Below are 23835 nucleotides of genomic sequence, written 5' to 3'. Positions count from 1 at the left end.
ATGGCGGATCCAACAAACAAGAGGGAGCGCGGGATGGCGCTCCTCATGGCGTTGTTTTTTATCGGTATCGCGCTCCTGGTCACGGGGCTCCTCGCGTCGCGGGCCATGCAGCAGCGAAAAGTTGTCGAGCAATATGGCGACGTGAGCGCGGCCCAACTGGGAGCCGACGCGGCGCTGGCCGCGGCCTGGGTGGAGTTGGAGTCCGGTGGCGATGGCATCATCGGGATGGACGGGTGGAAGCCCCAATGGGACGACGACAACAATTTCCTCATGCCCGACCTGGACGCCGACGGGGTTACGCCCCGGACCATGCCCTCCAAGGAAGACGTGGAGTATGCCGCGTACTCCGTGGATTGGGCGGCGGACGAGCGCGACAACAACGGCGATGGTTCCGTGGACGATCCGTCGGAGACCCGGATGTACACGGTCTACGCGATCGGGCGCAACGGCGCCGTCACGCGCGAACTGGAGGTCGTGTGCCAGGCGAAGAAAGTGGGGGTCTGGGAAAACGCCGTATTCGCCGGCCCCGGCGTGTTGGGCGGGCTAATCAACGGCAGCATTAACGCCCGGGGCTCGGTTCACCTGCTGGGCGACAATCTGCTCGGCGGCGTGCTCGGCCTGACCTCCTCCCTCGGACTGGGCGGCGGAAACCAGGTCCGGAATTATTATCAGGGAATTCCAAACGAATTGCGCAATCGGATTCCCAATCTGCCCGAGACCGTCGTGGCGGGAGAAACCGTGGAGACGCTGGGTGCGGAGTTCCGCGCGCGCAACGGCGTCATTGGGCTGGCGGGTGGTTCGACGCTCGGCGATGCCCAGGCCTTCGGCAACGGCGTCAAGGAAACCCTCGACGGCGTCTTCGTGACCGGGGGCTGGATCGGCGACGCGGTAACGCCCGACGGTGATCGCGGCGATCCGCAGAATGTGTTCAGCGACAACGGCTGGGACGCGCTGTATGATCTGGCCGACCGCGTCGTCTTCCCCCTGTTGGGCGGGGCCTGGCGCAATCCGATTGGGGGCGAGCCCCAGCAAAACCCCGACACCGGCGCGCCCTACACCCACGGTGAGTATTTCCGAGAGGTCCTTGTGGGGGCGGCGGACGATCCCGACGACGGCCAGTACACGGGCAACGTCACCATCGATGCGCGCGGCGATCATTTCTACTGGAACGCCACCACGGGCGAACAGCGCCAGGGTTCTTTGCCTACGGTCGCGCCACCCAAGACGGATGACTACATCCTCTTCGACAAGACGCGCGACGTGCTGGATATCAACGGTCAGATCGCCATCGACGGCAACCTGACGATCACCGGCCGGGGCAACGAGAAAACCATCAACTACACGGGCCGGGGCGCGATCCTGGTCGACGGAAACGTGCGCCTCGACGCGAACCTGTTGACCTGCAACAAGGGCAATCCCGCAGATAGCGTCATGAGCTTTCCCGTGAAGAATGTTCTAGGCATCATGGCGACGGAGAACATCACCATCGGTTCGTCGCTGCTCGATCTCGTCTTTAATTCAAAACTTAAGCTGATGGGCGCATTCTATGCCGAAAAGCAGGTCGTTTCCCTGAAGCAGGCCCAGGTTGCGGGCACGCTGGTGTCCAATCAGTTCAATCTGGGTCTCACGGCTCCCGACGTTTTTCAGGTTCCGACGCTCGGAGACAACCTCCCCGAAGGCATGGTCGGCGACGTTCCGGTCACCGCGCTCAAGCAGATCTCCTGGCGGGAGCGCGACTTGTGAAATGGACGCTCGCGGGGGCCTGGAACCCGTGGAACGGCGCGATAGCGCTGTTGGCCCTCGCAATCATCATCGCCCTGGTCCTGGGGCCGCGCGGCGAGCTTTCCAGCGCGATTACCCCCACCGACGCGGGGGAAGCGGCTACGGATCAGAAGGAACGTGATCAGCGCGCGCTCCGCAGCGCCCTCGACGCCGCACTGGCCGCGAAACGCGGGCCTGGGGTCGCCGCGCCCGCCCCGGACGCCGATCCCGTTATTGCCGACCATCTGGTCCAACTCGATAAGGAACTGGAGCCCGACGAGGCCGCGGCGCGGCTCAGCGCGCTGGGCAATCTACTCCGGCAGAAAAAGGGCGACTATCGGGCAGCCGCAGGCTACTATGAGATCCTGATCGAGCGCTATCCCGACTGGGAGGGGATACTTGGCGCCTACCGCGAGCTGATTTCATGTTATGAGGCGCTTGAAAGGCACCAGGATCTCCGCCAGCTCTATCGCCACATGCTTGAAGTCTTCCCCGAGGGCAGCGACGGCCATCGCGTCGCAATGGAGGCGCTCGATCAATGAGCGCCCACTGTCTCCTCTCCCGCCGGGCGACTGTGAAAACGCCGGAGGGCGGCGCGCCACCCTCCGGCGATAAACCCCGATGTCGGGTCAGACCCCGGTCATGTCAAAACCGACAATTTTCCAGGTGTCGCCCTCTTTCTTCAGCTTGAATTCATAGGTAACCGTGCCGAATATGCCCTCAAGCTCCACGGGATACACGGTAACGATATCCCCTTCGACTTTGGTCGTGGCTTCTTCGGTGTTGCCCGTGATGTCTTCCAGCATCCCTTCGGTCTTTACCTGGTCCACGAAGCCCCGCAGCGCCGCTTTGTCGCCGACTTCATAGTGGTTGAAGTTATCGGAAATCTGGGCCATCAGGCCTTCCACATCCGCGTCTTCGGCGGCCTTCACATAGGCCTTGACCGTCTTCATCGCCCCTTCTTCCGGGGACTCCTGTGGGGTCGCGGCTTGAACGATACTGTTGACCAGCACCAGGAGCGCCGCTTTCTGCTCCGGATTCAGCTTCGTGATTGCGGTAGTCAGCTCCGTGTCTACGGAATTCTGGGCGCTGACCAGTGCGCCGCCCGCAAAGACGGCTCCGGCGGCCATCACGACCGCCACGGCGATGTGGGTGTACGAAGACTTCATGATTCCTCTTTCCTCTCGATAATACGTTGGGGTTTGGTCCATGCCAGGCAGGTGCCCCATGGGGACGTCGCAGGGTCGACCGTACCCGTTTATTCGAGGGGCTACCCGGCATGCCCGAGTTGCCTTGATGCCAGTAGGACCTGCAAAGGTCGAACCGAGTTTCGGGGAGAAAGTCGGCGAGGGCCAGATTGATCCCCCTGAAAAAGCTCAGCCGCCGTGGGTGAATACACCGCGCGGCGGCCCTACCCAGCACGCTGAGGTTACCATCATACGTGCTGCGATTTCAGACTATCAGAAAAGATGGCTATGCGCAAGATAAAAATACTGATAACAATGCGCTGAAATGGAACAATGGAAAAGAGCGGGTTACGAGAGCTCGGGAATGTCGACCCGGCTCCCGCACTTGACGCACGCGCCGAAGGCCTTGGTAAATGTGGCCGGAATTCGCATCTTCTGGCCGCACTGCCCACACATCACATTCCGCTCGCTCGACTGGGGCGGGGGCGTGGGCGCCGCGCCATGGAGGGAACGGGGGGGCGGAGTTGGCAGCGACGACGCGCGACCACCGCTCGTGTTGATGATGGTGGATTTGGTGCTTCGGGGTGGCGCAAGTTTCTGAAGGTGCTTGATCCGCGCCTCCCAGTTGCCCTGCCAGCCGAGGTGAAGTCCCTGCTCGGCGTAGTGGAGCGCACGGTCATAGTTCGTTTCTTCTTCCAGCAGGTGAGACATGACCCAGTAACCCAGGTGCTCGCCCTGAAGGTTGCCGGCGGGCACGCTGTGGAGGATCTGCTGCGAATACTTGATGTGCTGCTCGCAGCACTCTTTGGTGAAGGCGCGGGCGGCGGGCAACTGCATCCGGAGATGGTCCGCATCCCGGATAATCTCCTGTATGAAGAGGTGGAGGGCGTACCAGTCGCCCGCCTCAATAAGAAAGCAAGCCCCGACATATTTCAGTCGGACCGCAATGAAGCGATCTTCCAGGGAACCGCTGAAACGCTGGGAAAAAATGGCGAGATCGCTGATCATGTCGATCTCGCCGAGGCGCGATGCAATGTATTCTCCCCGGGTGAACGGGAAGTCCGCCTGGCGGGACTCAATGCGCTGTTGCTCTTCCAGGGTGAATACCCGGTGGTACATGGCGAACAGCCCGCATTCGTGTATCAGGCCGGAGGCTTCCACATCGCCCTTGGAATCTTTCAGGAACTCCAGAATACGCATTACACTCCCTTTCGTTTTCGTGGTGCAGGTGAAGAATCACCAATGCAGCGGTGGGGGAGCACTCGACTTGAACCTCCCCAGGGCCGGCGTCGCTGGGCTGGTGCCGGGCGCAACGCGGCCTCGACCCCTGATGGAATCGTTGTTGACCGGGCATCATAGTAGATGCTTTGCGCAGTTTTGTCAATTCTCAATCGGGAGCGAGAAAAAAGATGGCGTGGCCCGACAAGGTAGCGTGCCGCCGCTGCGGACCGGGAGCGGGCCGTCCCACGTGCAAACGGCTGGGACCGAAGGCTGGATCGGCTCCAGCCCGGAGCCGGTCGGTTAAAAGAGCAACTGCTGGGTGTCTTCGCCCGAGTCTTCGCCCTCTTTTGCCGGGCTTGAGGGAGGCTTGCGGGGAGTCCGCGGGGCCGGTGTAGCCTCTGGCGCGGCGGGTGCGGGCTTCGGTGCGGGTTTTTCGGTCGTATTGGTGACCTTTACGGGAGCTGAGGCCGGGCGTTCGGGTGCTTCAGCGGGGGCGGGAAGTTCGGCGGGGGCTTCCCCGCGCGCGAGGGCGTTGATATCCTCCTGCAACATGACCTCCGTTGTGCGCCAGGACTTGCCAACCTTGAAACCGCGAAGTCGCTTTTCGCGAAACATTTCCCGGACGGTAATGGCCTTGACCTGAAGCACGTTGGCAACGTCGTTGACAGTGAGAATTTTTTCCATGTAGGAGGGCCCTATGTGAAGCTAAGCGAATCGGTGTAAAGCATGTGGGGTGATTATACAAAAACAGGCAAATACAGACAACAAATAAGTTGAGCCCCCTTTCGGGGCCCGGGAAGGAGAATGGCGCGTCAAATAGATTGCACTTTTATTCGCAACTGTTTACAATGCAGGCGAAGCTTCAACAAGGAGACCAACTACTATGGCTAAGAAATATTTGGCGATTGCGGGGTTGTTGTGTCTGGGGTCTTGCCTTGGGGTGGGACTGTGCACCGAGGAGGTCCACGCTCAGGGCCAGGAGATGGCGATGAAGAAGGATGGGGAGTTGGGCAACAAGGAGTTCGACAAGGACAAGCTACCCAGCAAACTCGAAATGAGTCTGGGGGTCGGGTCCATTTTCGTGATGATCGCCGTTCTGAAGTATGCCTGACCATGCCTGCCAACATTCCCGGGCGGAATGGGTCCCGGTTAACGGTCAACAGGCACACGAATAACGGGAGCACGAACACGTGAAACAGCGTATTCTGGTGCTCGACGACGAGTCGAGCATTCTTGAGCTCCTGGGGCAGCATCTGACCGAGGAGGGGTATGAGTGTGAACTCTTCACCTCGGCGGTGGCGGCACTCGAAACGGTAAAAGCGCGTCGCTTCGATCTGTTGATCACCGATCTGAAAATGCCCGAGTTGCACGGCATCGATGTGGTCATTCAAGCCAAGCGTACGGATGAGGAAATGGCCGTCATCGTGGTGACGGCCTTGCTCGAGGTCACCAACGCGATTGAGGCCATGCGCGCGGGGGCGGACGACTACCTCCTGAAGCCCTTCAATCTCTCTGAGATTTCGCTGGCCGTGGAAAAGGCGCTTGATCGCCGCCGTCTGCTGATTGAGAATCGGAACTACAAGCGCGAGCTCGAGTCCCGGGTGAAAGAGGCCACGGTGGATCTGGAGCGGACGAATCGCGAGCTTCTGGCCACCAAGGAGTACCTCGAAAGTCTTTTCAACAGTACCGTGGACGCCATTGTCACGGTGGGCCCCGATTACCGTGTTTCTTTCGCGAATCAGGGCGCGGTGCACATGTTCGGCTACGACCGCGAGACCCTGCTGGGAATGACGCTCCAGCAGTTGCTCAATGGCGGGCAGGATGAACTTATTTATATCTTCCGCATGCTCGGCCACGACAAGCCCCTGCAGAACTATGAGACGGAGATCACCCATAAGGGCGGTTCCCTGATTCCGATTAATATGTCGCTGTCTCAAGTTCACGATCCGGACGGCGCGACCATATCCACGCTGGCGATCTGCAAGGACATTACCCAGCAGAAACGGCTGGAAAACGAGCTGAAGGAAATGTCCATCAAGGACAGCCTGACCTGCCTGTACAATCAGCGCTATTTTTATGATCGATTGGACGCGGAAATAGAGCGCGCAACCCGCCAGGGCCACCCCCTGTCGCTCTTGCTCTTCGATGTGGACAAGTTCAAGCCCTACAACGACGGCCACGGCCATCTGGAGGGCGATCGCGTGCTCCGGGCCGCGGGTGAAGTGGTCATGGAGTGCACGCGCGAGCACGTGGATATTGGTTTCCGCTATGGCGGCGACGAGTTTACCGTCATCCTGCCGGAAGCCGACGAGAAACAGGCCCATGTGATCGCCGAACGTATCCGTTCCTCTTTCGAGGCGCGTCGTTTTGATCGCCTGACCCTGAGCGTGGGCCTGATGGAGTACCGCCCCGGCAGTACCCTGCGCTCCTTCATCCGATTTGCGGATGCCATGATGTACGATGCGAAGCGGTCGGGCGGCAACCAGGTATACGTCTACCGACCGGAAGAAGCGCCCGACAGCGAAGCGGTCGCGGCGGACAATTAGAAAGTAGTTCACGTGAAGTTCGGAATCTGCAGCGAAATTTTCAAAGACTGGAACGATATAGGCCGCACCATTAATTTCGTCAAAGAGACGGGTTATGATGGCCTGGAAATCGCTCCCTTTACCTTTTCAGAATATGTTACGGACATATCGACGGCCACACGCGGGGAAATCGTGAAGCGCGCCGCCGAGGCGGATCTGGATATTCTGGGAATCCATTGGGTTTTCGTGGGCCCTCAGGGTGTTCACCTCACCCACCCCGATCCCGCCGTGCGGGCCTTCACCACGGATTACCTCAAGGCGCTGGTCAATTTCTGCGGCGACATCGGCGGCAAGGTGATCATCTTCGGTTCGCCCAAACAGCGCAACGTTGAGGAAGGCGTGACCTACGACGAAGCCTTCGGTTATGCCCGCTCGGTATTCGAAGCGGCCATGCCGGTCTGCGAAGCCCGCGATGTGACCATCTGCATCGAGCCGCTGACCCACATGGAGACCAATTTTCTCCAGAGCGCGGCGGAGGCGGTGACGCTGATTGATGCGGTCGGCCATCCCAATTTTCAATTGATCCTGGATACGAAGGCCATGACCTTTGAAAAGGACGACCGGGCAACGCTCATCCGCCGCCACGCGAACCATATGAAGCACTATCACGCCAACGACGAGAACCTCCATGGTCCAGGCTTTGGCGAAGTCGATTTTGCGCCCATCTTCCAGGCCTTGAAAGACGTAAACTTCGGCGGGTACGTTTCGGTGGAAGTATTCAACTTCGATCCCGGCCCCGAGACCATCGCACGCAAGAGCCTCGAATACATGAAGCAATTTGTTTGAGGCAAACGGACCAGCGCCGCAAGTGTTGCGTCGTCACGATGAAACCGTTGCGCTCCTGAAGCCCTTCTTGATTCCGCCTCGTGCATCAAACGGAACCATTTGAACGAGCCCGTGATCGTCGCGCGACCCGGAATTAAGCTTCCACAACAAGGATTCTCATGTCCATCCCCAAAGAACCCAATCCCTATACGTTATTCGCCGCCTGGTTTGACGAGGCGAAGCAATGCGCCGCCATCACCGAGCCCGACGCCATGATCCTCTCCACGGTGGATCGCGACCTGTTGCCCGATTCCCGCGTGGTGCTGCTGAAAGACTTCTCCGACCGGGGCTTTGTCTTCTTCACCAACCTCACCAGTGCGAAGTCCCGAGAGCTGGAGGAGATTCCCAAGGCCGCGTTGAACTTTCACTGGATGCCGCTGGACAAACAGGTGCGCGTGCGCGGTCGGGTGGAGCCCGTCACCGAGGCGGAGGCGGATGAATACTTTGCCAGCCGACCAAAACAGAGCCAGATCGGCGCCTGGGCGTCCAAGCAGTCCCAGCCCTATACCGAGCGCCTGGAGTTTGAGCGGCGCATCGCCAAATACAGCGCCAAGTATGCCATCGGCAAGGTGCCCCGCCCGCCCTTCTGGTCGGGATTCCGCGTGGTGCCGAGCCACATCGAATTCTGGCTGAAACAACCCTACCGGCTTCACGACCGACTGCGCTATACTCTTGTGGAGGGTGCGTGGCATCATGATCGCCTGTACCCCTGACCAACCGGCTGGTATCGCGGCGTGAAGGCGTTGTGCGACCGTCGGAATACGCACATATTCAGTAACGAACGGTAGGTAGCTTGCGGAGGGTTCCATGGCGGTCGGCGAAGCACAACAAGTAAACGAGGCGGAGACCAAACTTCTTCGCAGCGCACTCACCCTGTTCAGCGAAAAGGGGTACGAGGGTACCAGTATTCGCGAAATCATCGAAGGCGCGGGGGTCACCCGGCCCGTGCTGTATTACTACTTCGAGAACAAGGAAGATCTGTTCCGCCGCCTTTTCGAGACCACCTTCAGCGATTTGATCCAGCGCATCGATCAGGGCAGCCAGGGGGAGGGTCACTGCGTGCCCCGACTCAAAGGCATCATCAGCGCGGCGTTTGCTCTGGCCGAAGAAAATGTACAGGCGGTGCGGCTGATCCTTCAGGTGCTCTTTGCGCCCCCCCTGCAGGGTCCGCCCCTGGATCGGGACAAGCTGATCCGCCAGCGCTTCAAAGTGGTGGAGTATGTAATACGCGACGGCCTCAAGAACAAGGAGCTTTCCGGCGGCAGCAGCCAGAGCCTGACACTGGTTTTCCTGGGGATCATGGACTTCCACATGATGGCGAAGTCCAACCGGCTCGACACCCACCTCTCCCCGGAGCTCGCGGCCTCCCTCGTGGACTTTTTTGTATATGGCGCAAAGTACCGGGACAAACCCGAGGTGAGTCTGGTCAGTCCCTACGCCACCTGAGGGGGCAATTGTCATCGCGCCTGTGACACTGCCATAATCCGTCCCATGGCTTCCAAAGGAAAAAAGCGGCTCCTTCTATCAACGCTGTACCTGGGCGCGCTCTTTATCATTGCGGGCGGCGTGTTTCACTACGTCCAGCGATTCAGCGGCTCCGTCTTTCTACTGCCCGGAGCGGCGGAGAGCCTGGCCTTCAGTCCGGCCGGCGGCGCCTTTCGTCCAGGTGTTGCCCAGCGGGCCGTGGCGCCGGATCTATTGCTCTTCGACAATCCGCGAAGCGCCCGGGCCTTGCGGGCCGAGCAACGATACGACGGCCTCGTTCTACCCTTTTCACTGCGGCTTGATCGCGTAGAAATCGTCCGGGAATATCCCCCGAAGGATATACTTTTTATCGAGGGTACGGGGGAGCCCCGCCGGGAAGTGATCGTGCCCGGCCAGCGAGTCGAACTGGAAGGTGAGCTGCTGGAAATTCTGGATGTGGGGCCCTGGGAAGGACTCATGCGCGATCCCCGGGGCGCGCCCATGGCGACTGTTGAGTTGGCGGGCGATTCCGATACCGGCGCGTCACGCCCCCTGGTGTTTCTCGAATCCGGCGGCATCAGCATCGTCCGGCCCGATCTCGCCCTCTGCTTTCTCTGGCACGGGAGCGAGCAGGAGGCGCGACAAGCCTTCGTCTCCTCCCTCGACCAGGTGCGCGGCGTGCGCTGGGGCGTCCGGGAGGACAAGGCGATTCAGTGGTTTGAGAACGTGGTTCCCGGCTCGGGTCTTGTATTGCGCGACGGCACGCAGGTTACCGTCGGTGAGGTTAATCGTGAGGAAGGGCGGATTTTACTGGAGATTCAGCGCAGTGTCGGCCGCGAACGCAGGCCGTTGCTGGCGAACGCCGCCACGCCCGAGGACCAGTTCATCTACGAAGATCCGGCGGCCACGGGCCGCGTCTTTTACCTCCACGCCTGGCGTGAGAACCGGGCCATTGGTCGCCTCCTTCAGCGGGGCGGGGCCATCCGGGAATTTGAGATGACGGGGGATGGGGCGACTGAGGCTCCCGTGGTGTTGAAGCAGGTCATGGCCCAGGCCATCGCCGTGCCGGGTGATACGGTGCGCGCGGCCCGTGTGCGCCAGGGTGAGGGCGCCATCGCATTACGCGAAGGCTCGGGCGAGACCCTGGGTGACTTCCGCCTCCGTTATCAGATGGAACCGGTCCCGCCCGAAGCGCGCTATCATCTGGCCGCGATTGATGCACGGGGGACGGAGATCCAGACCTTCGCCCTCGAAGGGACCAGGGAAGTCCGCGTCGGCGCATGGGTCCTTGCCCTGTCGGCAGAGAATCCCTTCGCCCCCCAGGGGGTGGCCTTGACGGTGGTGCGGCGTCCCGGCGGGTGGAGCCAGACGATTGGGATTTCGCTCTTCGTGCTGGGCAGCTTCGGGCTGGTCGTGGCGCGCTTCGCGCCGAGGGCCTGAGGTTGTATTCGCATAAAGCGACTCGGCTACAATCCAATTTGGTTGAGCGCGGCGCCTGCGAACCGACCGCGCAGATTTCGTGATATTCCCTGCCCTGCGTATCCATCGAGGGAGGTGCGGGGACTTGCAAGACAACCATGACGAAATTCCCGATCGCGTTGCTCGACGGGAAGGAACCACAAGAAGGAGATTCCCCGTGCTTCGCACCCCCATTCAATGCCTTGTTGCGCTGGGCCTCATGGCCTGCCCGGCACTTGCCCAGGACCAGGCGCAGGGGCCCATCGCCCACTGGCCGCTCACGGTGGATGGAAGAGACGCATCCGGCAATGGTCACGACGGCGCGGTGCGCGGCGTCACATTCGACGCCAAAGAAGGGGCGCAGTTCGACGGCCGCACGTCGTACATCGAAGTGCCCCACGCGGATGGACTGAATCTGGGGGAGGGCGATTTCACGATAAGCGCCTGGATCCACACCGAAGCGGTTCTTGATGACACCCTGGGCGATCTGGTCACCAAGTACGACCCGGCCTCGCGCAAGGGACTCAACTTCGGCATTATGAATTACCACGGCGTCGTTAACGCCCAGTCGAACTATCGCAACTTGTTTTTCGGCCTGGACAACGGCGCGGAATCGGAAGGGTGGAAAGACGCGGGCAAGCCGGGCAATGCCGTTTATCCCATGTCTCTTTGCGTGTTCGAGGGCAATCTCTATGCGGGCACCTTTGAGTTCGCCAAGGACGAGACGGGCCATGTGTACCGCTACGCCGGTGGCGCCGAGTGGGAAGACTGCGGTGCGCCCTTCAACAGCAACGCGATTTCGGCGCTGGCCGTTCATAAAGGCCAGCTCTACGCCGCCGCGTCCCATTACCGCTCCGGTGGCTCCGCCCTGGGCGACTCGGGCAATGAAGTGCCCGGTGGGCGCGTCTATCGCTACAAAGGGGGGAAGGAATGGGAGGACTGCGGCCGGCTTGGCGAGATCGAGGCCATCTATGGGCTGGCTTCGTTCAAAGGCGAACTTTACGCTTCCTCGCTCTATGCCCCGGCGGGCCTCTTCCGCTACGACGGCGGCACCACCTGGACCGATCTGGGCAATCCCGGCGGCCGAGTAGAGGCCCTCGGCGTTCACAATGGCCACCTTTACGGCACGGGCTTCGATCTGGGCTACTCTGGTGTCTATCGCTACGACAATCCCGGCTGGACCGACTGCGGCACGCCACGGGAAACGACCCAGACCTACTCCTTCATGCAGCATCAGGGGGAGCTCTTCGTGGGGACTTGGCCCATCGGCAATGTCTTCGTGCTGGAGGCCCCGGGCCAATGGCGCGACACGGGCGCGCTGGGCGTGGAGAAGGAAAGCATGGGCATGGCGGTGTACAACGGCAAGCTCTACGCCGGTACCCTGCCCCTGGCCAACGTCTACCGCTATGACGGCGGGACCACCTGGACCGATACGGGCCGCCTGGACCTGACGCCCGACGTGCAGTATCGCCGGGCCTGGAGCATGGCCGTGTTTCAGGGCAAGCTGTTTTGCGGCGTGCTCCCTTCCGGGCGCGTGCTGAGCTACGAAACGGGCCGCTGCATTAGCCGCGACTACGAGCTGCCCTCGGGCTGGGTGCACCTCGCGGCGCAGCGCAAGGGCGGCATGCTGAACCTGTACGTCAACGGCAAGCACGTCAACGAGGCGTCCCACGCAAACCTGAACATCGACAACGAAGCGTCGCTCAAGATTGGCCTCGGCCAGCACGACTATTTCAATGGCCGTATGAAGGACTTGATGGTCCACGCCAGAGCGCTGGACGCGGGCGAGATTGCGGCGCTGGCGGCAAAGTGATGGGCGACCAATCGGACGGATCAGACGGATCAGACGGATCAGACGGATCAGACGGATCAGACGGATCAGACGGATCAGACCGATCAGACCGATCAGACCGATCAGACCGATCAGACCGATCAGACCGATCAGATCAGTCAGATCAGTCAGATCAGTCAGATCAGTCGGATCAGTCCAATCCGTCCGAAACGACACCATCGGCCCTGTGACACAACATTGAGGACCTGGAGAAGGCAGACGATGCGAAAAGCGCCGAACAATCGATTCTCTGACCGTTACCCGCTCATCTATTGCGTGACAAACGCGGGTCTAAATCGCGAGTCTAGAGTCTGAAGTCTGATGAATCGGACTATAGGTCGAAATGAAAACTCGGAGACCATAGACCCCAGACTGCCGCATCTCTCCGCGCAACAATTCACAGTCATCCCGCTCCCCGTGCTATACTTGGATACTTTTTCACCCACCCGATTGCCAAACCCTGAGAGGAGTCACCATGGAAATCCAACACAACGCCGTCGTGGGCATGCACTACACCCTGAAGAACGACGATGGCGAGGTCATCGACTCCTCCGAGGGCGGTACACCGCTCGTCTTCATCCAGGGCCATGGCAACATCATTCACGGCCTGGAAAGCGCCCTTGCGGGGCTGAAGGTGGGCGACTCCAAGGTGGTGGTGGTCGAGCCGGCGGACGGTTACGGCGAGTACGATGACGAGCTTGTTCAGGAAGTGCCCCGCAGCGCCTTTGAGGGCATCGACACCCTGGAGGTGGGCATGCAGTTCCACGCCGACACGGAAGACGGTATCGTCCCCATCACGGTCATGGAAATTTCCGACGACGTGATCACGGTGGACGGAAACCACGAGCTGGCCGGAGAGCGCCTCCACTTTTCCGTCACCATCGACAGCATCCGCGAGGCCACGGCCGAGGAGTTGGCCCACGGCCACATCCATGGCGACGACGACGATCATTGCCATGACCACGGCTGCGGCTGCGGACACGGGCACTGATCCGAAGCGCGTCGACAAAAGGATTTCTGGAGAGCCTGGACTGATGGGTCCGGGCTCTCCTTGCTGGAATACGTCCCGATACTGCCAGACTAGTCGATCACGGAGGCGCTGGAGATGGTTAAGACAACGTAGCGACCGTTTTCCTCGCCAATAATCACTTCTACCCTAACGCCCTCAAAGGCTGGAGACTTCGATTCCGGACCGTTACCTACAATAACGCGCCCGATGCACCGAATAGAATCCGCAGAACTGGCTAATCCCAGAGATGAAACCAATTCAGACTTAGCGGCCCCCTCAATCTCGTCAATCCCAGTACTGGTCACGTCCGTGATGCTGCCGATCATATTCGAGTAGCCGCCGAACTCCGCAGCCAAGGCCTCTGCAGTCACACCACTCGTCGATGCGTGCAGTGCCGCGAGTCCTTCCCAGTCCTGCGCGACGACCGCACGGCCAAAGTCGTCTAACAGGGCCAGAGCCTTGCTCTGTGAAACACCTTCAATTCCCCCGCAGCCAGCCAGATGTATTGAAACCGTCAGGCAGGTCAAAAATGTTTTCAGTGCGTTCATTTACTGGTCTCTCCGTCCATTCCCGGTAGGTGACTGACCATCTGAAGTAGCCAGTTCAGGGTCCACCCCCCAATCCTAGCCGCAGACTGGCAGCCATTGCAATCTCGATTATTCATCGCCACGCGCCAGAATGAGAGCCTCCTCCCCTGAGAAAGCCGCCATCGGTGGCGCGCTTGGAATCAAGGCAGGTAAATGCTGGAATAGGGCGCAAGAATCGACCGGGATTCAGCTCGAATCCGTGCATTCGCGACCGAAATATTGTCGTTGACGATTCATGACGTTGGTGTTAGACTGCCGTTGGAGCAACAAGTCATCCTAACGTGGAGCAGGAGCAGCGCCACCGATTGAGCAGTGGAAGGGTCCTAAAAGGTCGAGCTTCAGCAAGGTGAATGTTAATCCGTCGTGTTGATAGTCAAATTTTCGGGAATATTTAAAGGAGAGAAAAGCAATGAGGAAAAAAGGCTTTACGTTGATTGAGTTGCTGGTTGTAATTGCCATCATTGGCATACTTGCGGCAATCCTGCTTCCGGCTCTGTCTCGCGCGCGGGAAGCCGCCCGCCGTGCAAGTTGCCAGAATAATCTGAAACAGTGGGGTTTGGTGTTCAAGATGTACGCAGGCGAATCCAAGGGGGAGAAGTTCCCGCGGAACGCGCTTGGCGTAGACCGCAATCCGAATCCGGGTCCGAATAAGGTTCTTTCCGCACCGAGCGGCATTCAGATTTATCCGGAATATCTTACCGATATGAATGTGTACTTCTGTCCTTCGCAGCCCGATAACCGCGCGGATGACTTCATCAAGTGTCCAGGAGGATTCTGGTGCAGTGGAACCCAGGCTGGCGGGGTATATTCCCTTCCGGCGAACGGCGGTTACTATCTGAATCCGACCTGGTTCGATGATCGCACGTACATCTACAATGCGTGGCTGAACGACAGCAGCGAGGTCTTCATAACGACCAGCACCCTGTGGAGCGCCTGGCGAAACAACAGCTTTGGTGACACGCCGCTCGGTGCAACTCCCGCACTGGCCGATGCGGATATCACGCTCAGCGGCACCCAGATTGGCGGGTTGAACGCATACTTCGCGTCAGTTGCCGCCTCCTTTACGAGCATTGGACTTCCCGTTCCCGTGGCGCACGGTAACGGCGGCGTAACCGGCACCTCCATTCAGCGTTTGCGTGAAGGTGTTGAACGCTTCCTGATCACCGACATCAACAATGCCGGTGCGTCGGCCAAGGCGCAGAGCACGGTAGCCTACATGTGGGATCGTATTGGCACGAGCGGATCGTCGCTTCGCGGCTTCGCCCACATTCCCGGAGGCTGCAATGTTCTCTTCATGGACGGCCATGTCGAGTTCAAGAAGTACCCGGCGGAACAGTATCCGGTCGACAAGTTGAGCGCCTTCGTGGGGCGTGCGACCTGAGTTGAGTATCACACGGAGTATGTAAGGTCCTGTTGAATGAGCCGCGCCTGCCTCCCCGGCAGGCGCGGTTCTTTGTGTTTACCCGGCGGGGCACAATCACCTGGAGTTGCAAGTCCTCTACGGACCCGGCAGTGGGGACTGTCAGCCGGGCGGCAAGGGAGTCCATGGCCAGGTGGAATCTGAAGGAAGCCGGGGGCAAGCGCTGGCCCGACGAACAAAAATCGCGCAGGAGCCTTCCACGCCGGATGAGAAGACCAATATACCCAAAGTCCGGCAGCAGCACGGAAAGTGTGGGCGTACACGCGGCGGTCATAATCGTGAAGGTGGCCCAGGGCGGTCTGCCGACCTGCCTTCTCCTGTCGGTTCCCCAATGAGCCGCTCTTTGACCGGGACTATTCCGAGTCGAGCTATGGATTCCAACCGGGCCGGAGCGCCCATGACAGGCTGCGCGCTGCACGCGCTCATGTTGCTTCGGGGCGCTGTTGGGTCGTGGACATGAACTTGGAGCAGTTCTTTGACCGGGTGAACCACGACATCCGGATGCCGCCTGTAACGCGGAAGGGCAGAACTCGTATTCTGTGTATTCCATGTTTACGAAAGTCGTTGCCTCGCAATAGTTTCCGGTGGGTGCGCCGTATTGAGAGGGTGGGGCAACGGTCTCCTCGGCCGGGTCGGCCTCCGTCGAATGGTCCATTGATGGCCGGTTTATCAAAAAAGTCTTGACGAAACAGGCACGGCATGCTAGTTTGGAAATCAAGGGAGATAAGTCCGGATCTAACAGTGCTAGGGTTTCGGAGCGAATCTTAAGGCAGTGCGTGAGAAGCCCGTGCAGGTCGAACTTTAAGATTTGGTCTTATGTGTCGGTGATTTATTGCAGTGAAACGACTGAAATCGCAATCCTAACAAGGAGAGAACGCATGAGAAAGAAGGGCTTTACACTTATTGAATTATTGGTGGTTATCGCCATCATCGGAATCCTGGCGGCGATTCTGCTGCCGGCACTTGCACGCGCCCGGGAAGCCGCGCGCCGCGCAAGCTGCCAGAACAATCTGAAGCAGTGGGGTCTCGTCTACAAGATGTACTCCAATGAGTCGAAGGGTGAAAAGTTTCCGCGCATGGCGACCGGTCCAGAGCGTCTGCCTTGCCAGAATGTGGGCCTGGGCGTCGGTAATGCCTGCGGACCACACAAAATGTTGACCGCACCGAACGGTACCTTGGTTTATCCGGAATATGTTACGGACTTGAATATCTATTTCTGCCCGTCCGGTACCGACTCTGACCAGCAGCCCGAGCGCTTCCTGTGCCCGTTGGGTAGCTGGTGCCGCTCCCCTCAGGACGGCACACAGGGTGCGGGGTTGAACGCCTCCCTTTTTGACGACCGCAACTACATCTACATCAACTACATGGCGACCAACTCCCATGTGCTTGATACGATGCGCTGGGTTTGGGCCGACTGGAGGTCGAAGGTCAATGGCGGATCCGGCACGGTGACGCCCGATACAAAGGGCCTCTGGCTCGCGCTTTCGGACGGCGATATCGTTTTCGGTTCCGGGAAGTCCTTTGGTTCACAAAGCATTACCGGGGCGACGCAGGCGCAGTTGCAGGCCAATTTTGATTCCCGCGAGGCGACGGAATATACCCCCTGGGGTGTGACCAAGTCCATCGCGCAGGGCAGCACGGGCGTGAACAGCAACACCATTCTCGTGCTTCGCGAAGGTGTGGAACGTTTCCTGATCACGGACATCAACAATGCCGGTGCGAGCGCCCGCGCCCAGACCGATGTTCCGGTGATGTGGGACCGTCTCGGTGTCAGTGGTCGCAGCAAGAATGGCTTCGCCCACATTCCCGGCGGCATCAACCTCCTTCACATGGACGGCCACGTAGAATTCGTCAAGTACCCGGCTCCGCTGGGCGAGCTTGGCGATCCGCGCACGGCAGTTGTCGGCCGCGCCACCTGATAGCACTCCACGCCTGCCGCAGTCACCGGGTGGCTGCGGCGGGTAGAAGATTCGTCGTGTGCGCTTGTGCCAACCACAAGCGCACACGTTGCATTTGTGCCATTGAAGGGGACGGCCCCTGAATGACTGGACAGGAAAGGTGGAGAATGATACGACGTTCTGGGTTGTGCTGGGTGGTTTGTCTTGCTGCGGCGTTCATGATGCCGGGTTGCGGTTCGGAGATTAAGGATGACCCGCTGTTCCAACCCGCCTACGATGTATTCCAGGCGGCAGAGGCGGGCGACGTGGAGGCCATTCAGTTCTATGTCTCGGACTACTCATGGGATCCAATTGTTCCCAGCCATGAAGGGTTGACACCGTTATGCGCCGCGGCAAAGGGCGGGAATGTGGATGTAATAACGCTCATGGTACAGGCCGGGGCTGACGTGAATTATGCGGACAGCCACGGCAAGAAGCCCCTGGCCTATGCAAAGGATGCAGGCAAGCAGGAAGCCGTGGACCTTCTGCTCCAGCTTGGCGCCACGGAGTGATGACGACGGGTTAGTGGACGGTTCACTTTCCGACGTCCTCCGAGAAGGGGCCGACTGAGAGTATACTAGTCGCCTCCGGTCGCCCTGCATGTACTTAGCATCACGGATTCAGAGGATGGAGCAACTTGTGCGCCTGCCACCATGGGCAGGCGCAGTTGCTTTTTGCAGGACTGGTAACCTCGAGTGGCCGGAGTATTTCCATGGCGCCACTCCTTTGTCCTATAATCTCGGCATGAGGTCTGGTAACCAGAATGGAGCAGAGCGCATTGGATAAACAGTTAGAATCCCCGTTCATGGAGTCCGCAGGACAGGATGAAGAAAGCTCCGGCAACGCCGCGCTGGACAAGCGCCTGGCGACTGGGGTGTTGAAGGGGGACACGGGTACGGAGACGGCTCAGGTATGGATCAGCGCTTTTCTGATCGCGGCCCTGGGCTTTATAGTCTACCTGGGGAGTTTCAGCATTCCCTTTCAAGGCGACGACTTGGAGCTGTTTCACGAGTCCCAGTCCCTTCACCGGGTGGTAACGTCCACGGGCGCCTTGGAACAGTTGCCCACTTCACCTCTTTCGGTGGTTGGGCTCGCCATGGGTTATGCGGTGACGGGTGGGAATGTGGATGGTCTCCACGGACTCAGTATCCTGCTGCACCTGTGCTGCGCGATTCTGGTTTTTCTGCTTGCGCGCCGAATGCTGCCCGCGGGTACTCCGGAGGCGGTGGCCATGGTGGCGGGCATGTTTTTCGTCGCCCATCCGTTGCTTACCGGAACAGTGAACTACCTGGTAGCTTTTCCGGTGCTCCAGTCCACGTTCTTTGGTTTGCTCGCGCTTAATCTCCTGCTCCGCGGGGCGGCCCAGGCCAATTTCTGCCTGGCGAGTCTCGCGGGGGCGGTGGTCGCGTTTGTGCTCGCCTTTGGCAGTGACACCACCGCGCTGCTCCTTCCGGTTGTCGGGATTGCCCTGCTGCAAATGCGCTCCCCGGGTTCTGGAAGTCAGGCGTATCTTCGTGTGTCAACGTCCGCGATGGTGTTGACGACGGTAGCGCTTTGGGTGGTCGGCGAGGCCAGTGGACTTTTTGCTCCGGCGGTCATCAGCCACGGAATGGGCGCGCGACTGGACGCTTTCCTCGATTTGAGCGGCAATTTACTGCTTTCCACGTTATGGCCACTGCGCAGTTCGGTTCTGCCCCTCGCGCCGGGCCTCATCGCCGGGATTGCCGGACTGCTCTTGCTGATTGTCGCACTGGGCTTCGGGCTTCTGGGACGCCAATGGGCCGTTGTCCATGCAATCGCGCTCGCGCTGCTGGGGCTCTTCAGCGCGGCCTGCTACGCGCCGGCCGAGGTCGTGGAGACGACACGCTACCTCTACCTGCCCTTCGCGGGATTGGCCATTCTGTTGCCCTGGATCCTGGTGCGTATCCAGGCGCCGTCCGCGTTTCGCGTGGCCAGCGGCGTTGTCGCGGTGTTGATTCTGGCGCTGGGTTTCCTCGCCTTTCAACGCACCGAAGCGTGGAAGCAGCCCGAGGTGCTATGGGGCGAGGAGCTGGAACGCCACCCGGAATCCGTGGAACCCCTCCAGGCCCTGGGACGCTTCCAGTCGGCGGCGGCCGAACTCGCTCCCCTCGACAACCTTCAGGTCCGGGAGAAGCTCTTCACCGCGGCCTCGAATACCTGGAAGACCGTTCTGGAGCGTATTCCGGGCGACCCGGAGGCGGAGAAGAATCTGGGTATCATGGCCGTGAACCTCGGCAAGTTTGACGAAGCGCGCCCGCTCCTGGAGACGGCCAGCACGCGCCTGCCCGAGGATCAGGAGCTGGCGCTCTACCTGGGCTACAGTCTCGAACAGGTGGGTCGCAATTCGGGGGAGCGGGATCTCCTCATCGGGGCGCTGCGGGCTTTCCGCAGGGCCGCGCGTCTGGGGGCGCTCCCGGTGGATGCGCAAGCGCGCTATGGAATGCTGGCGGCCAGCTTCGGCGAATTTGAAACCGGCCTGCCCCTCGTAAAGGCGGCCATGGGCGATGATGCGGAGTCTCCGCTGAAGGCGCCGTTCGATCAGTTTACCAAGATGGCGGAACAGGTTCAGACCATGCGCCAGCGTGTGGATACGGCCGTGAGCCAGAATCCGGCGGGCATCGAAGGGCTTCTGGCCCGCGTCGACCTGCTGCTGGCCGAGGGACATCTGATGTCCGCCTTCTATCTGCTGCAAGTGGTGATGGAGCAGGCCCCGTCGAGCGATGCAGCCTGGGCGACGCTGGGTATGGTCAGCGCGCGCATCAAAGGAAGCGAGAACTTTCTTGCGGAATGGGGCGCCAGCCGCGCCGGCAACGCCACGGCCTGGGAGCAGTTGTCCGGGCGTTGCGCCGTGACGGGCGCCTGGGAGGCGGCTGAACTCTACCTGCGCCACGGACTCTCGGGGACGCCGGGCGCCATGCCGGAGTTGAGGCTGGCGGAAGTCGCTATCCAGGTGAAGCAGCCCCAGCGCGCGGTGGCCTATTTCGAGGCGGCCCAGAAGGCGTACCCGGACAGCCCCCTGCCCTGGCTTCAGATGGCGGACATGAATATCGTGGCGGAGGATTTCGCCCGTGCGCGGGGCCAACTGGACGAAGCGGAGAAGCGCGGCGCGACTCCCGAAGAGATCAAGGCCCGCCGTGACAAGTTGGGCGCGGGCCAGGGCAGCGTGCCGACCGGAATCCAGCGAACGGTAATTCAGTAGGCGCCTATACTTTAGCGACCACAACAAAAAATGCCGGGTACCCCGATTGGGATGCCCGGCATCGTGTTGTTGGTGTGTTTCGGGCGGTCAGATACCGCTGCCGCCGATGTGAATACCGCATTCCTTGTTGTTTTCACCGTCGGGCAGCGCGTTGAACCAGCGCCAGCGACCCGCGCGCTTGTCCTCGTGGGGCAGGGTGGGGGTGGAGCAGATCATGCAGCCGATGCTGGTGTAACCCTGCTCGTAGAGGGCGTTTTTCGGCACTTGGTTCTCTTCCAGATACGCATTGATCCGCGCCTGATCCCAATCCGCCAGCGGGGCGATCTTCAGCAGGGGCCGACCCGCGCGATCCACGTACTGGGCCTTCGGCGTCTTACCCCGGAACTCGGAGTGGTCCCGGCGCAGCCCCGTGAACCACACATCCACGCTGTCCAGCGCGCGTTGGTTCGGCTCCGTCTTGCGGATGTTGCAGCAATACTCCTGCTTCGCCTTGCTGTCGAAGAAAAGGTACTCGCCGTGCTGATTCACCATCTTCCTGAGCCGCGCGGGGTCCGGCTGGAATCGCTCGATTTTCCCGTAGCGCGCTTCCATGGCGTCCATGTGGGCATAGGTCTCCGGGTGGAGCCGCAGCGTGTCCACGGTAAGCACACGCATGCCCGGCGCGACCTTCGACATCAGGTCGATCATCACGCAGCCCGTGTCCTGAAAGCTGGTGATGATGGCGGCGCGATCCCCATGGGTCTCCAGGGCCCAGGCGAGGATCTCTTCCGCCTCCATCGCATTCAAGCGATCAAGCAGCAATTCTTCTGTTTCCGCAACGGCCATGGAATGACCTCCAGCTTCTTTCTAGTTCATCAGGGGCGAGCGCGATTTGTGTAGTTTCGACACGTTTTCACGGCTGCTAACGTGCCTCTTGGCCCCGTAGGGGCCGCGGAACTTAGCCCAGGGTGGAGTGAGGTACGAACGGAACCCTGGGATTATTGTTCTATAGATAACAGCCCCGAAGGGGGCGACGGAAAACCGGAGATTGAATTTCCAAGTCTTCCGTCACCCGCTTCGCGGGTTTATTCGAATTTCAACGGGCGTCTACCCAGGGTTTCGCTCGTGCCTCGCTTCACCCTGGGCTAAGTTCCTCAGCCCCTCCGGGGCTAAAAGCATTTACAACTTTTACGCTCAATAGAGCACTGCATTTTTTGTGAGCCAACTCGCGTTCATCCGTCGCATCACATGGCAGTCAATACGACAGGCGCAGCAAAAAATCTTCAAGTCGGATTAAACTTCTACTATCTTTAGACCTGCGCGCCCAACTCGGCGTCGAGCAGTTCCTGCAGCTTTTCAACTCCGACCTTTTTCGACCAGTCGCCGAAGCGCTCGCCCTCGGCGCGGTGGGTCTTCCACAGCTTGAGCAGACCGCACATAATGCCCGCAAGATCTTCTTCCTTTACGGTGGCGATAAACTGCTCATTGAGGCGGGTGCCGTTGTAGCAGCCGCCCGTCATCAGCGTGTAGCGGCCCACGCCCTTGCCCACCAACCCGATTTCCGAGCTGGACGAGCGCGCGCAGCCATTGGGGCAGCCCGTCATGCGGATGATGACATCCGAATCACCGTGGCCGCCCGCTTCGATGGCGTCCATCAACGTGGGCAGGTAACGCTCGGCTTCCGACTGGGCCAGGCCGCAGAGGGGGAGGGCCGGGCAGGCCATTTCCAGCCGGCGGATGGTGGAGATGCCTTTGTCCGTGGGCAGCTTGTACTGGTCCAGCATCGCCTGCACCGCGTCCACGTCTTCGTCCTTGATATTGGCGAGAACGAGGTTGTGGTGGGCCGTGACGCGGACGCTCATCTTGAAGCGATCCACCACGGCGCGGAGGCCGGTCTTGAACTGGTGGCTGCCCTCGAAATCCTTCACGCGGCCGTTTTCCACCCACACGCCCACATAGTTCAGGCCGGGTTGGATTTGCTTGTGCCAGCCGAGGTAGTCGGGCTGATCCGTGGGCTTAACATTGCGTGGTCCATCGAAGACTTTGCCCGCATACTCGTCCACCTTCGCCTTGAAGGCTTCCAGACCCAGGCGGTCGATGGTGTATTTCAGGCGCGCAAGCTTGCGGTCCGTGCGATCACCGTAGTCGCGCTGGACTTTCACAATCGCGAGGGTGATCGGCAGCACATCTTCTTCTTGAACGAAGGCCAGGTGCGAGGCCGCGCGCGCGTAGGTGTCCTTGCGCCCGTGGGAGAAACCGAGGCCGCCGCCCGCGAGAATTTCATAGCCGACGATCTTGCCGTTTTCCGTTACACCGACGATGCCCACGTCTTGCGTGTACACGTCCGTGCTGTTGTCAAAGTCGATAGCCACGCCGATCTTGAACTTGCGGGGGAGATACTGGGTGCCGTAGAGCGGGTCCACCGTCTCTTCGCGCAGGTCTTCGCCGAAGGAGACCGTGCCGTCTTCGTGTACCGTGGCCTTCTCGTCATTCAGCCACAGGTCGTAATAGGCTTTCGTGGTCGGGAGCGTCGCCGTGGCGATGTCGTGGGCTATCTTGACCAGGTCCGCGCCGCAATCCTTGTACCGCAGATCAATATCGGCCACGGGATTCGCCATCGTGTTGCGCACAATGTCGCCGCAACCGCCGATGGAAGTAATCTTCGCCAGCTTGTTCAGATCGGAAATGAGCGGGCGGAAATTTTTCTTGATCACGCCGTGGAACTGAAAGTCCTGGCGCGAGGTCACGCGGAAATCGTCCTGGCCATACTTGGCCGCCATATCAAGGCAGAAAAGGAACTGCTCCGCCGTAAGGTCGCCGCCGGGGAACTTCGTCCGGAGCATCATGGAATACTCTTTGTCCAGACCCGCCTTCTGGCGCGCCTTGCGCGTGTCCCGGTTGTCCTGCTGGTAAGAGCCGTGAAACTTGAGGATCTGAACACTCTCGTCCGAGAAATGGTCGGTCGGCTGGGCCAGTTCATCGCCCACCGGCCCATACAGGCCGCCCGAGCGATTCTTGAAGGTTTCCACGCCCGAAAGCTGTTCCAGGTCGCCGTTGCTCTCAATCCAATTTACCATGATGCTCGTGAATCCTTGTGGCCGGGAACGGGCCCGGTGCTGTTGCCAATCTACTGATTCCGGGGCATGCGCACGTACGTCGTGAAGCACCCGGCCGCGTGGATGAGGTACATCCGTAGCGAGACGGCATGGTTTAATTATTACATACTTTATCAACTAAGTCAAGTATGGGGCGGTTTTAAACGTAAGGGTATTATACAGAAAGACTTGTGCGGGGCGCGAGTATACCTCTTGGCACGTCATCTGAATATAAACACAAACAAACAGCCTAGTC

The 23835-nt window shown here is 60.1% G+C and carries 19 protein-coding genes and 2 pseudogenes; 15 read left to right on the top strand and 6 right to left on the bottom strand.

The window, feature by feature from the left end; translation table 11 throughout:
* Both JNK74_11835 and JNK74_11830 read left to right on the top strand, forming a co-directional pair.
* Positions 1–1743: a hypothetical protein gene (locus JNK74_11835; protein MBL7646868.1), complete on the top strand. Its 1743-nt coding sequence runs from the start codon at positions 1–3 to the stop codon at positions 1741–1743.
* Positions 1740–2303, top strand: a complete 564-nt coding sequence (locus JNK74_11830) for a hypothetical protein (protein ID MBL7646867.1) — start codon at positions 1740–1742, stop codon at positions 2301–2303. The genes JNK74_11835 and JNK74_11830 overlap by 4 nt, the downstream gene beginning before the upstream one ends.
* A gap of 87 nt (positions 2304–2390) precedes the next feature.
* Here JNK74_11830 and JNK74_11825 read toward each other — a convergent pair whose 3' ends face one another.
* The 3 genes from JNK74_11825 to JNK74_11815 all read right to left on the bottom strand — a co-directional run bounded on the left by JNK74_11825 (position 2391) and on the right by JNK74_11815 (position 4853).
* Positions 2391–2930 carry a hypothetical protein gene (locus tag JNK74_11825; GenBank protein MBL7646866.1) on the bottom strand — a complete coding sequence of 180 codons (540 nt, stop codon included), beginning with the start codon at positions 2928–2930 and terminating at the stop codon, positions 2391–2393.
* Between the two features lie 366 nt (positions 2931–3296).
* A complete protein-coding gene (locus JNK74_11820; GenBank protein MBL7646865.1) occupies positions 3297–4148 on the bottom strand; it encodes a hypothetical protein in 852 nt (283 codons plus the stop codon).
* A gap of 321 nt (positions 4149–4469) precedes the next feature.
* On the bottom strand, positions 4470–4853 hold the full coding sequence (locus JNK74_11815; protein ID MBL7646864.1) for a helix-turn-helix domain-containing protein: 384 nt from the start codon (positions 4851–4853) through the stop codon (positions 4470–4472).
* 199 nt (positions 4854–5052) lie between these two features.
* Here JNK74_11815 and JNK74_11810 point away from each other — a divergent pair, with 199 nt between their 5' ends.
* The 8 genes from JNK74_11810 to slyD all read left to right on the top strand — a co-directional run bounded on the left by JNK74_11810 (position 5053) and on the right by slyD (position 13323).
* On the top strand, positions 5053–5280 hold the full coding sequence (locus JNK74_11810) for a hypothetical protein (GenBank protein ID MBL7646863.1): 228 nt from the start codon (positions 5053–5055) through the stop codon (positions 5278–5280).
* A gap of 79 nt (positions 5281–5359) precedes the next feature.
* Positions 5360–6715 (top strand): diguanylate cyclase, encoded by a 1356-nt coding sequence (locus JNK74_11805; protein ID MBL7646862.1) that lies wholly within the window; start codon positions 5360–5362, stop codon positions 6713–6715.
* Positions 6716–6727: 12 nt separating this feature from the next.
* Entirely contained in the window at positions 6728–7540 is an 813-nt protein-coding gene (locus tag JNK74_11800; GenBank protein MBL7646861.1) for a sugar phosphate isomerase/epimerase, read from the top strand.
* A gap of 158 nt (positions 7541–7698) precedes the next feature.
* The gene (pdxH, locus tag JNK74_11795; GenBank protein MBL7646860.1) at positions 7699–8292 is read left to right on the top strand and encodes a pyridoxamine 5'-phosphate oxidase; all 594 of its coding nucleotides are present in this window, start codon (positions 7699–7701) and stop codon (positions 8290–8292) included.
* Positions 8293–8386: 94 nt separating this feature from the next.
* The gene (locus tag JNK74_11790) at positions 8387–9025 is read left to right on the top strand and encodes a TetR/AcrR family transcriptional regulator (protein ID MBL7646859.1); all 639 of its coding nucleotides are present in this window, start codon (positions 8387–8389) and stop codon (positions 9023–9025) included.
* A 45-nt stretch (positions 9026–9070) separates the two neighbouring features.
* Positions 9071–10483 (top strand): hypothetical protein, encoded by a 1413-nt coding sequence (locus JNK74_11785; protein ID MBL7646858.1) that lies wholly within the window; start codon positions 9071–9073, stop codon positions 10481–10483.
* Positions 10484–10679: 196 nt separating this feature from the next.
* Positions 10680–12314 (top strand): hypothetical protein, encoded by a 1635-nt coding sequence (locus JNK74_11780; GenBank protein ID MBL7646857.1) that lies wholly within the window; start codon positions 10680–10682, stop codon positions 12312–12314.
* A gap of 493 nt (positions 12315–12807) precedes the next feature.
* A complete protein-coding gene (gene slyD / locus JNK74_11775) occupies positions 12808–13323 on the top strand; it encodes a peptidylprolyl isomerase (GenBank protein MBL7646856.1) in 516 nt (171 codons plus the stop codon).
* Between the two features lie 89 nt (positions 13324–13412).
* Here slyD and JNK74_11770 read toward each other — a convergent pair whose 3' ends face one another.
* A complete protein-coding gene (locus JNK74_11770; GenBank protein MBL7646855.1) occupies positions 13413–13889 on the bottom strand; it encodes a hypothetical protein in 477 nt (158 codons plus the stop codon).
* A gap of 448 nt (positions 13890–14337) precedes the next feature.
* On the opposite strand from JNK74_11770, the gene JNK74_11765 reads away from it, so the two are divergent.
* The 5 genes and pseudogenes from JNK74_11765 (at position 14338) to JNK74_11745 (ending at position 20505) form a co-directional block, all read left to right on the top strand.
* Positions 14338–15309, top strand: coding sequence for a DUF1559 domain-containing protein (locus tag JNK74_11765; protein MBL7646854.1), 972 nt, complete (start codon positions 14338–14340; stop codon positions 15307–15309).
* Positions 15310–15684: 375 nt separating this feature from the next.
* A pseudogene (locus JNK74_11760) lies at positions 15685–16032 on the top strand (group II intron reverse transcriptase/maturase).
* Between the two features lie 194 nt (positions 16033–16226).
* Positions 16227–16574, top strand: a pseudogene (locus JNK74_11755) (prepilin-type N-terminal cleavage/methylation domain-containing protein).
* An 839-nt stretch (positions 16575–17413) separates the two neighbouring features.
* On the top strand, positions 17414–17797 hold the full coding sequence (locus tag JNK74_11750) for an ankyrin repeat domain-containing protein (protein MBL7646853.1): 384 nt from the start codon (positions 17414–17416) through the stop codon (positions 17795–17797).
* A 293-nt stretch (positions 17798–18090) separates the two neighbouring features.
* Positions 18091–20505 carry a tetratricopeptide repeat protein gene (locus JNK74_11745; protein ID MBL7646852.1) on the top strand — a complete coding sequence of 805 codons (2415 nt, stop codon included), beginning with the start codon at positions 18091–18093 and terminating at the stop codon, positions 20503–20505.
* Positions 20506–20592: 87 nt separating this feature from the next.
* On the opposite strand, the gene JNK74_11740 is transcribed toward JNK74_11745, so the two are convergent.
* Both JNK74_11740 and JNK74_11735 read right to left on the bottom strand, forming a co-directional pair.
* Entirely contained in the window at positions 20593–21330 is a 738-nt protein-coding gene (locus JNK74_11740; protein ID MBL7646851.1) for a phosphoadenylyl-sulfate reductase, read from the bottom strand.
* 464 nt (positions 21331–21794) lie between these two features.
* Positions 21795–23561 carry an NADPH-dependent assimilatory sulfite reductase hemoprotein subunit gene (locus JNK74_11735; GenBank protein ID MBL7646850.1) on the bottom strand — a complete coding sequence of 589 codons (1767 nt, stop codon included), beginning with the start codon at positions 23559–23561 and terminating at the stop codon, positions 21795–21797.
* Positions 23562–23835 lie beyond the last annotated feature (274 nt).

This window comes from Candidatus Hydrogenedentota bacterium (assembly GCA_016791475.1).
In the GTDB taxonomy this organism is placed as follows: domain Bacteria; phylum Hydrogenedentota; class Hydrogenedentia; order Hydrogenedentales; family JAEUWI01; genus JAEUWI01.
This window is presented reverse-complemented; position numbering and strand designations above follow the sequence as displayed.

What these genes read in the sequence shown, in the direction of transcription:
- JNK74_11835 (MBL7646868.1), top strand. Translation starts at nt 1, where the DNA reads ATGGCGGATCCAACAAACAAGAGGGAGCGCGGGATGGCGCTCCTCATG.
- JNK74_11825 (MBL7646866.1), bottom strand. Translation starts at nt 2,930, where the DNA reads ATGAAGTCTTCGTACACCCACATCGCCGTGGCGGTCGTGATGGCCGCC.
- JNK74_11820 (MBL7646865.1), bottom strand. Translation starts at nt 4,148, where the DNA reads ATGCGTATTCTGGAGTTCCTGAAAGATTCCAAGGGCGATGTGGAAGCC.
- JNK74_11815 (MBL7646864.1), bottom strand. Translation starts at nt 4,853, where the DNA reads ATGGAAAAAATTCTCACTGTCAACGACGTTGCCAACGTGCTTCAGGTC.
- JNK74_11810 (MBL7646863.1), top strand. Translation starts at nt 5,053, where the DNA reads ATGGCTAAGAAATATTTGGCGATTGCGGGGTTGTTGTGTCTGGGGTCT.
- pdxH (MBL7646860.1), top strand. Translation starts at nt 7,699, where the DNA reads ATGTCCATCCCCAAAGAACCCAATCCCTATACGTTATTCGCCGCCTGG.
- JNK74_11790 (MBL7646859.1), top strand. Translation starts at nt 8,387, where the DNA reads ATGGCGGTCGGCGAAGCACAACAAGTAAACGAGGCGGAGACCAAACTT.
- JNK74_11785 (MBL7646858.1), top strand. Translation starts at nt 9,071, where the DNA reads ATGGCTTCCAAAGGAAAAAAGCGGCTCCTTCTATCAACGCTGTACCTG.
- slyD (MBL7646856.1), top strand. Translation starts at nt 12,808, where the DNA reads ATGGAAATCCAACACAACGCCGTCGTGGGCATGCACTACACCCTGAAG.
- JNK74_11770 (MBL7646855.1), bottom strand. Translation starts at nt 13,889, where the DNA reads ATGAACGCACTGAAAACATTTTTGACCTGCCTGACGGTTTCAATACAT.
- JNK74_11765 (MBL7646854.1), top strand. Translation starts at nt 14,338, where the DNA reads ATGAGGAAAAAAGGCTTTACGTTGATTGAGTTGCTGGTTGTAATTGCC.
- JNK74_11750 (MBL7646853.1), top strand. Translation starts at nt 17,414, where the DNA reads ATGATACGACGTTCTGGGTTGTGCTGGGTGGTTTGTCTTGCTGCGGCG.
- JNK74_11745 (MBL7646852.1), top strand. Translation starts at nt 18,091, where the DNA reads ATGGAGTCCGCAGGACAGGATGAAGAAAGCTCCGGCAACGCCGCGCTG.
- JNK74_11740 (MBL7646851.1), bottom strand. Translation starts at nt 21,330, where the DNA reads ATGGCCGTTGCGGAAACAGAAGAATTGCTGCTTGATCGCTTGAATGCG.
- JNK74_11735 (MBL7646850.1), bottom strand. Translation starts at nt 23,561, where the DNA reads ATGGTAAATTGGATTGAGAGCAACGGCGACCTGGAACAGCTTTCGGGC.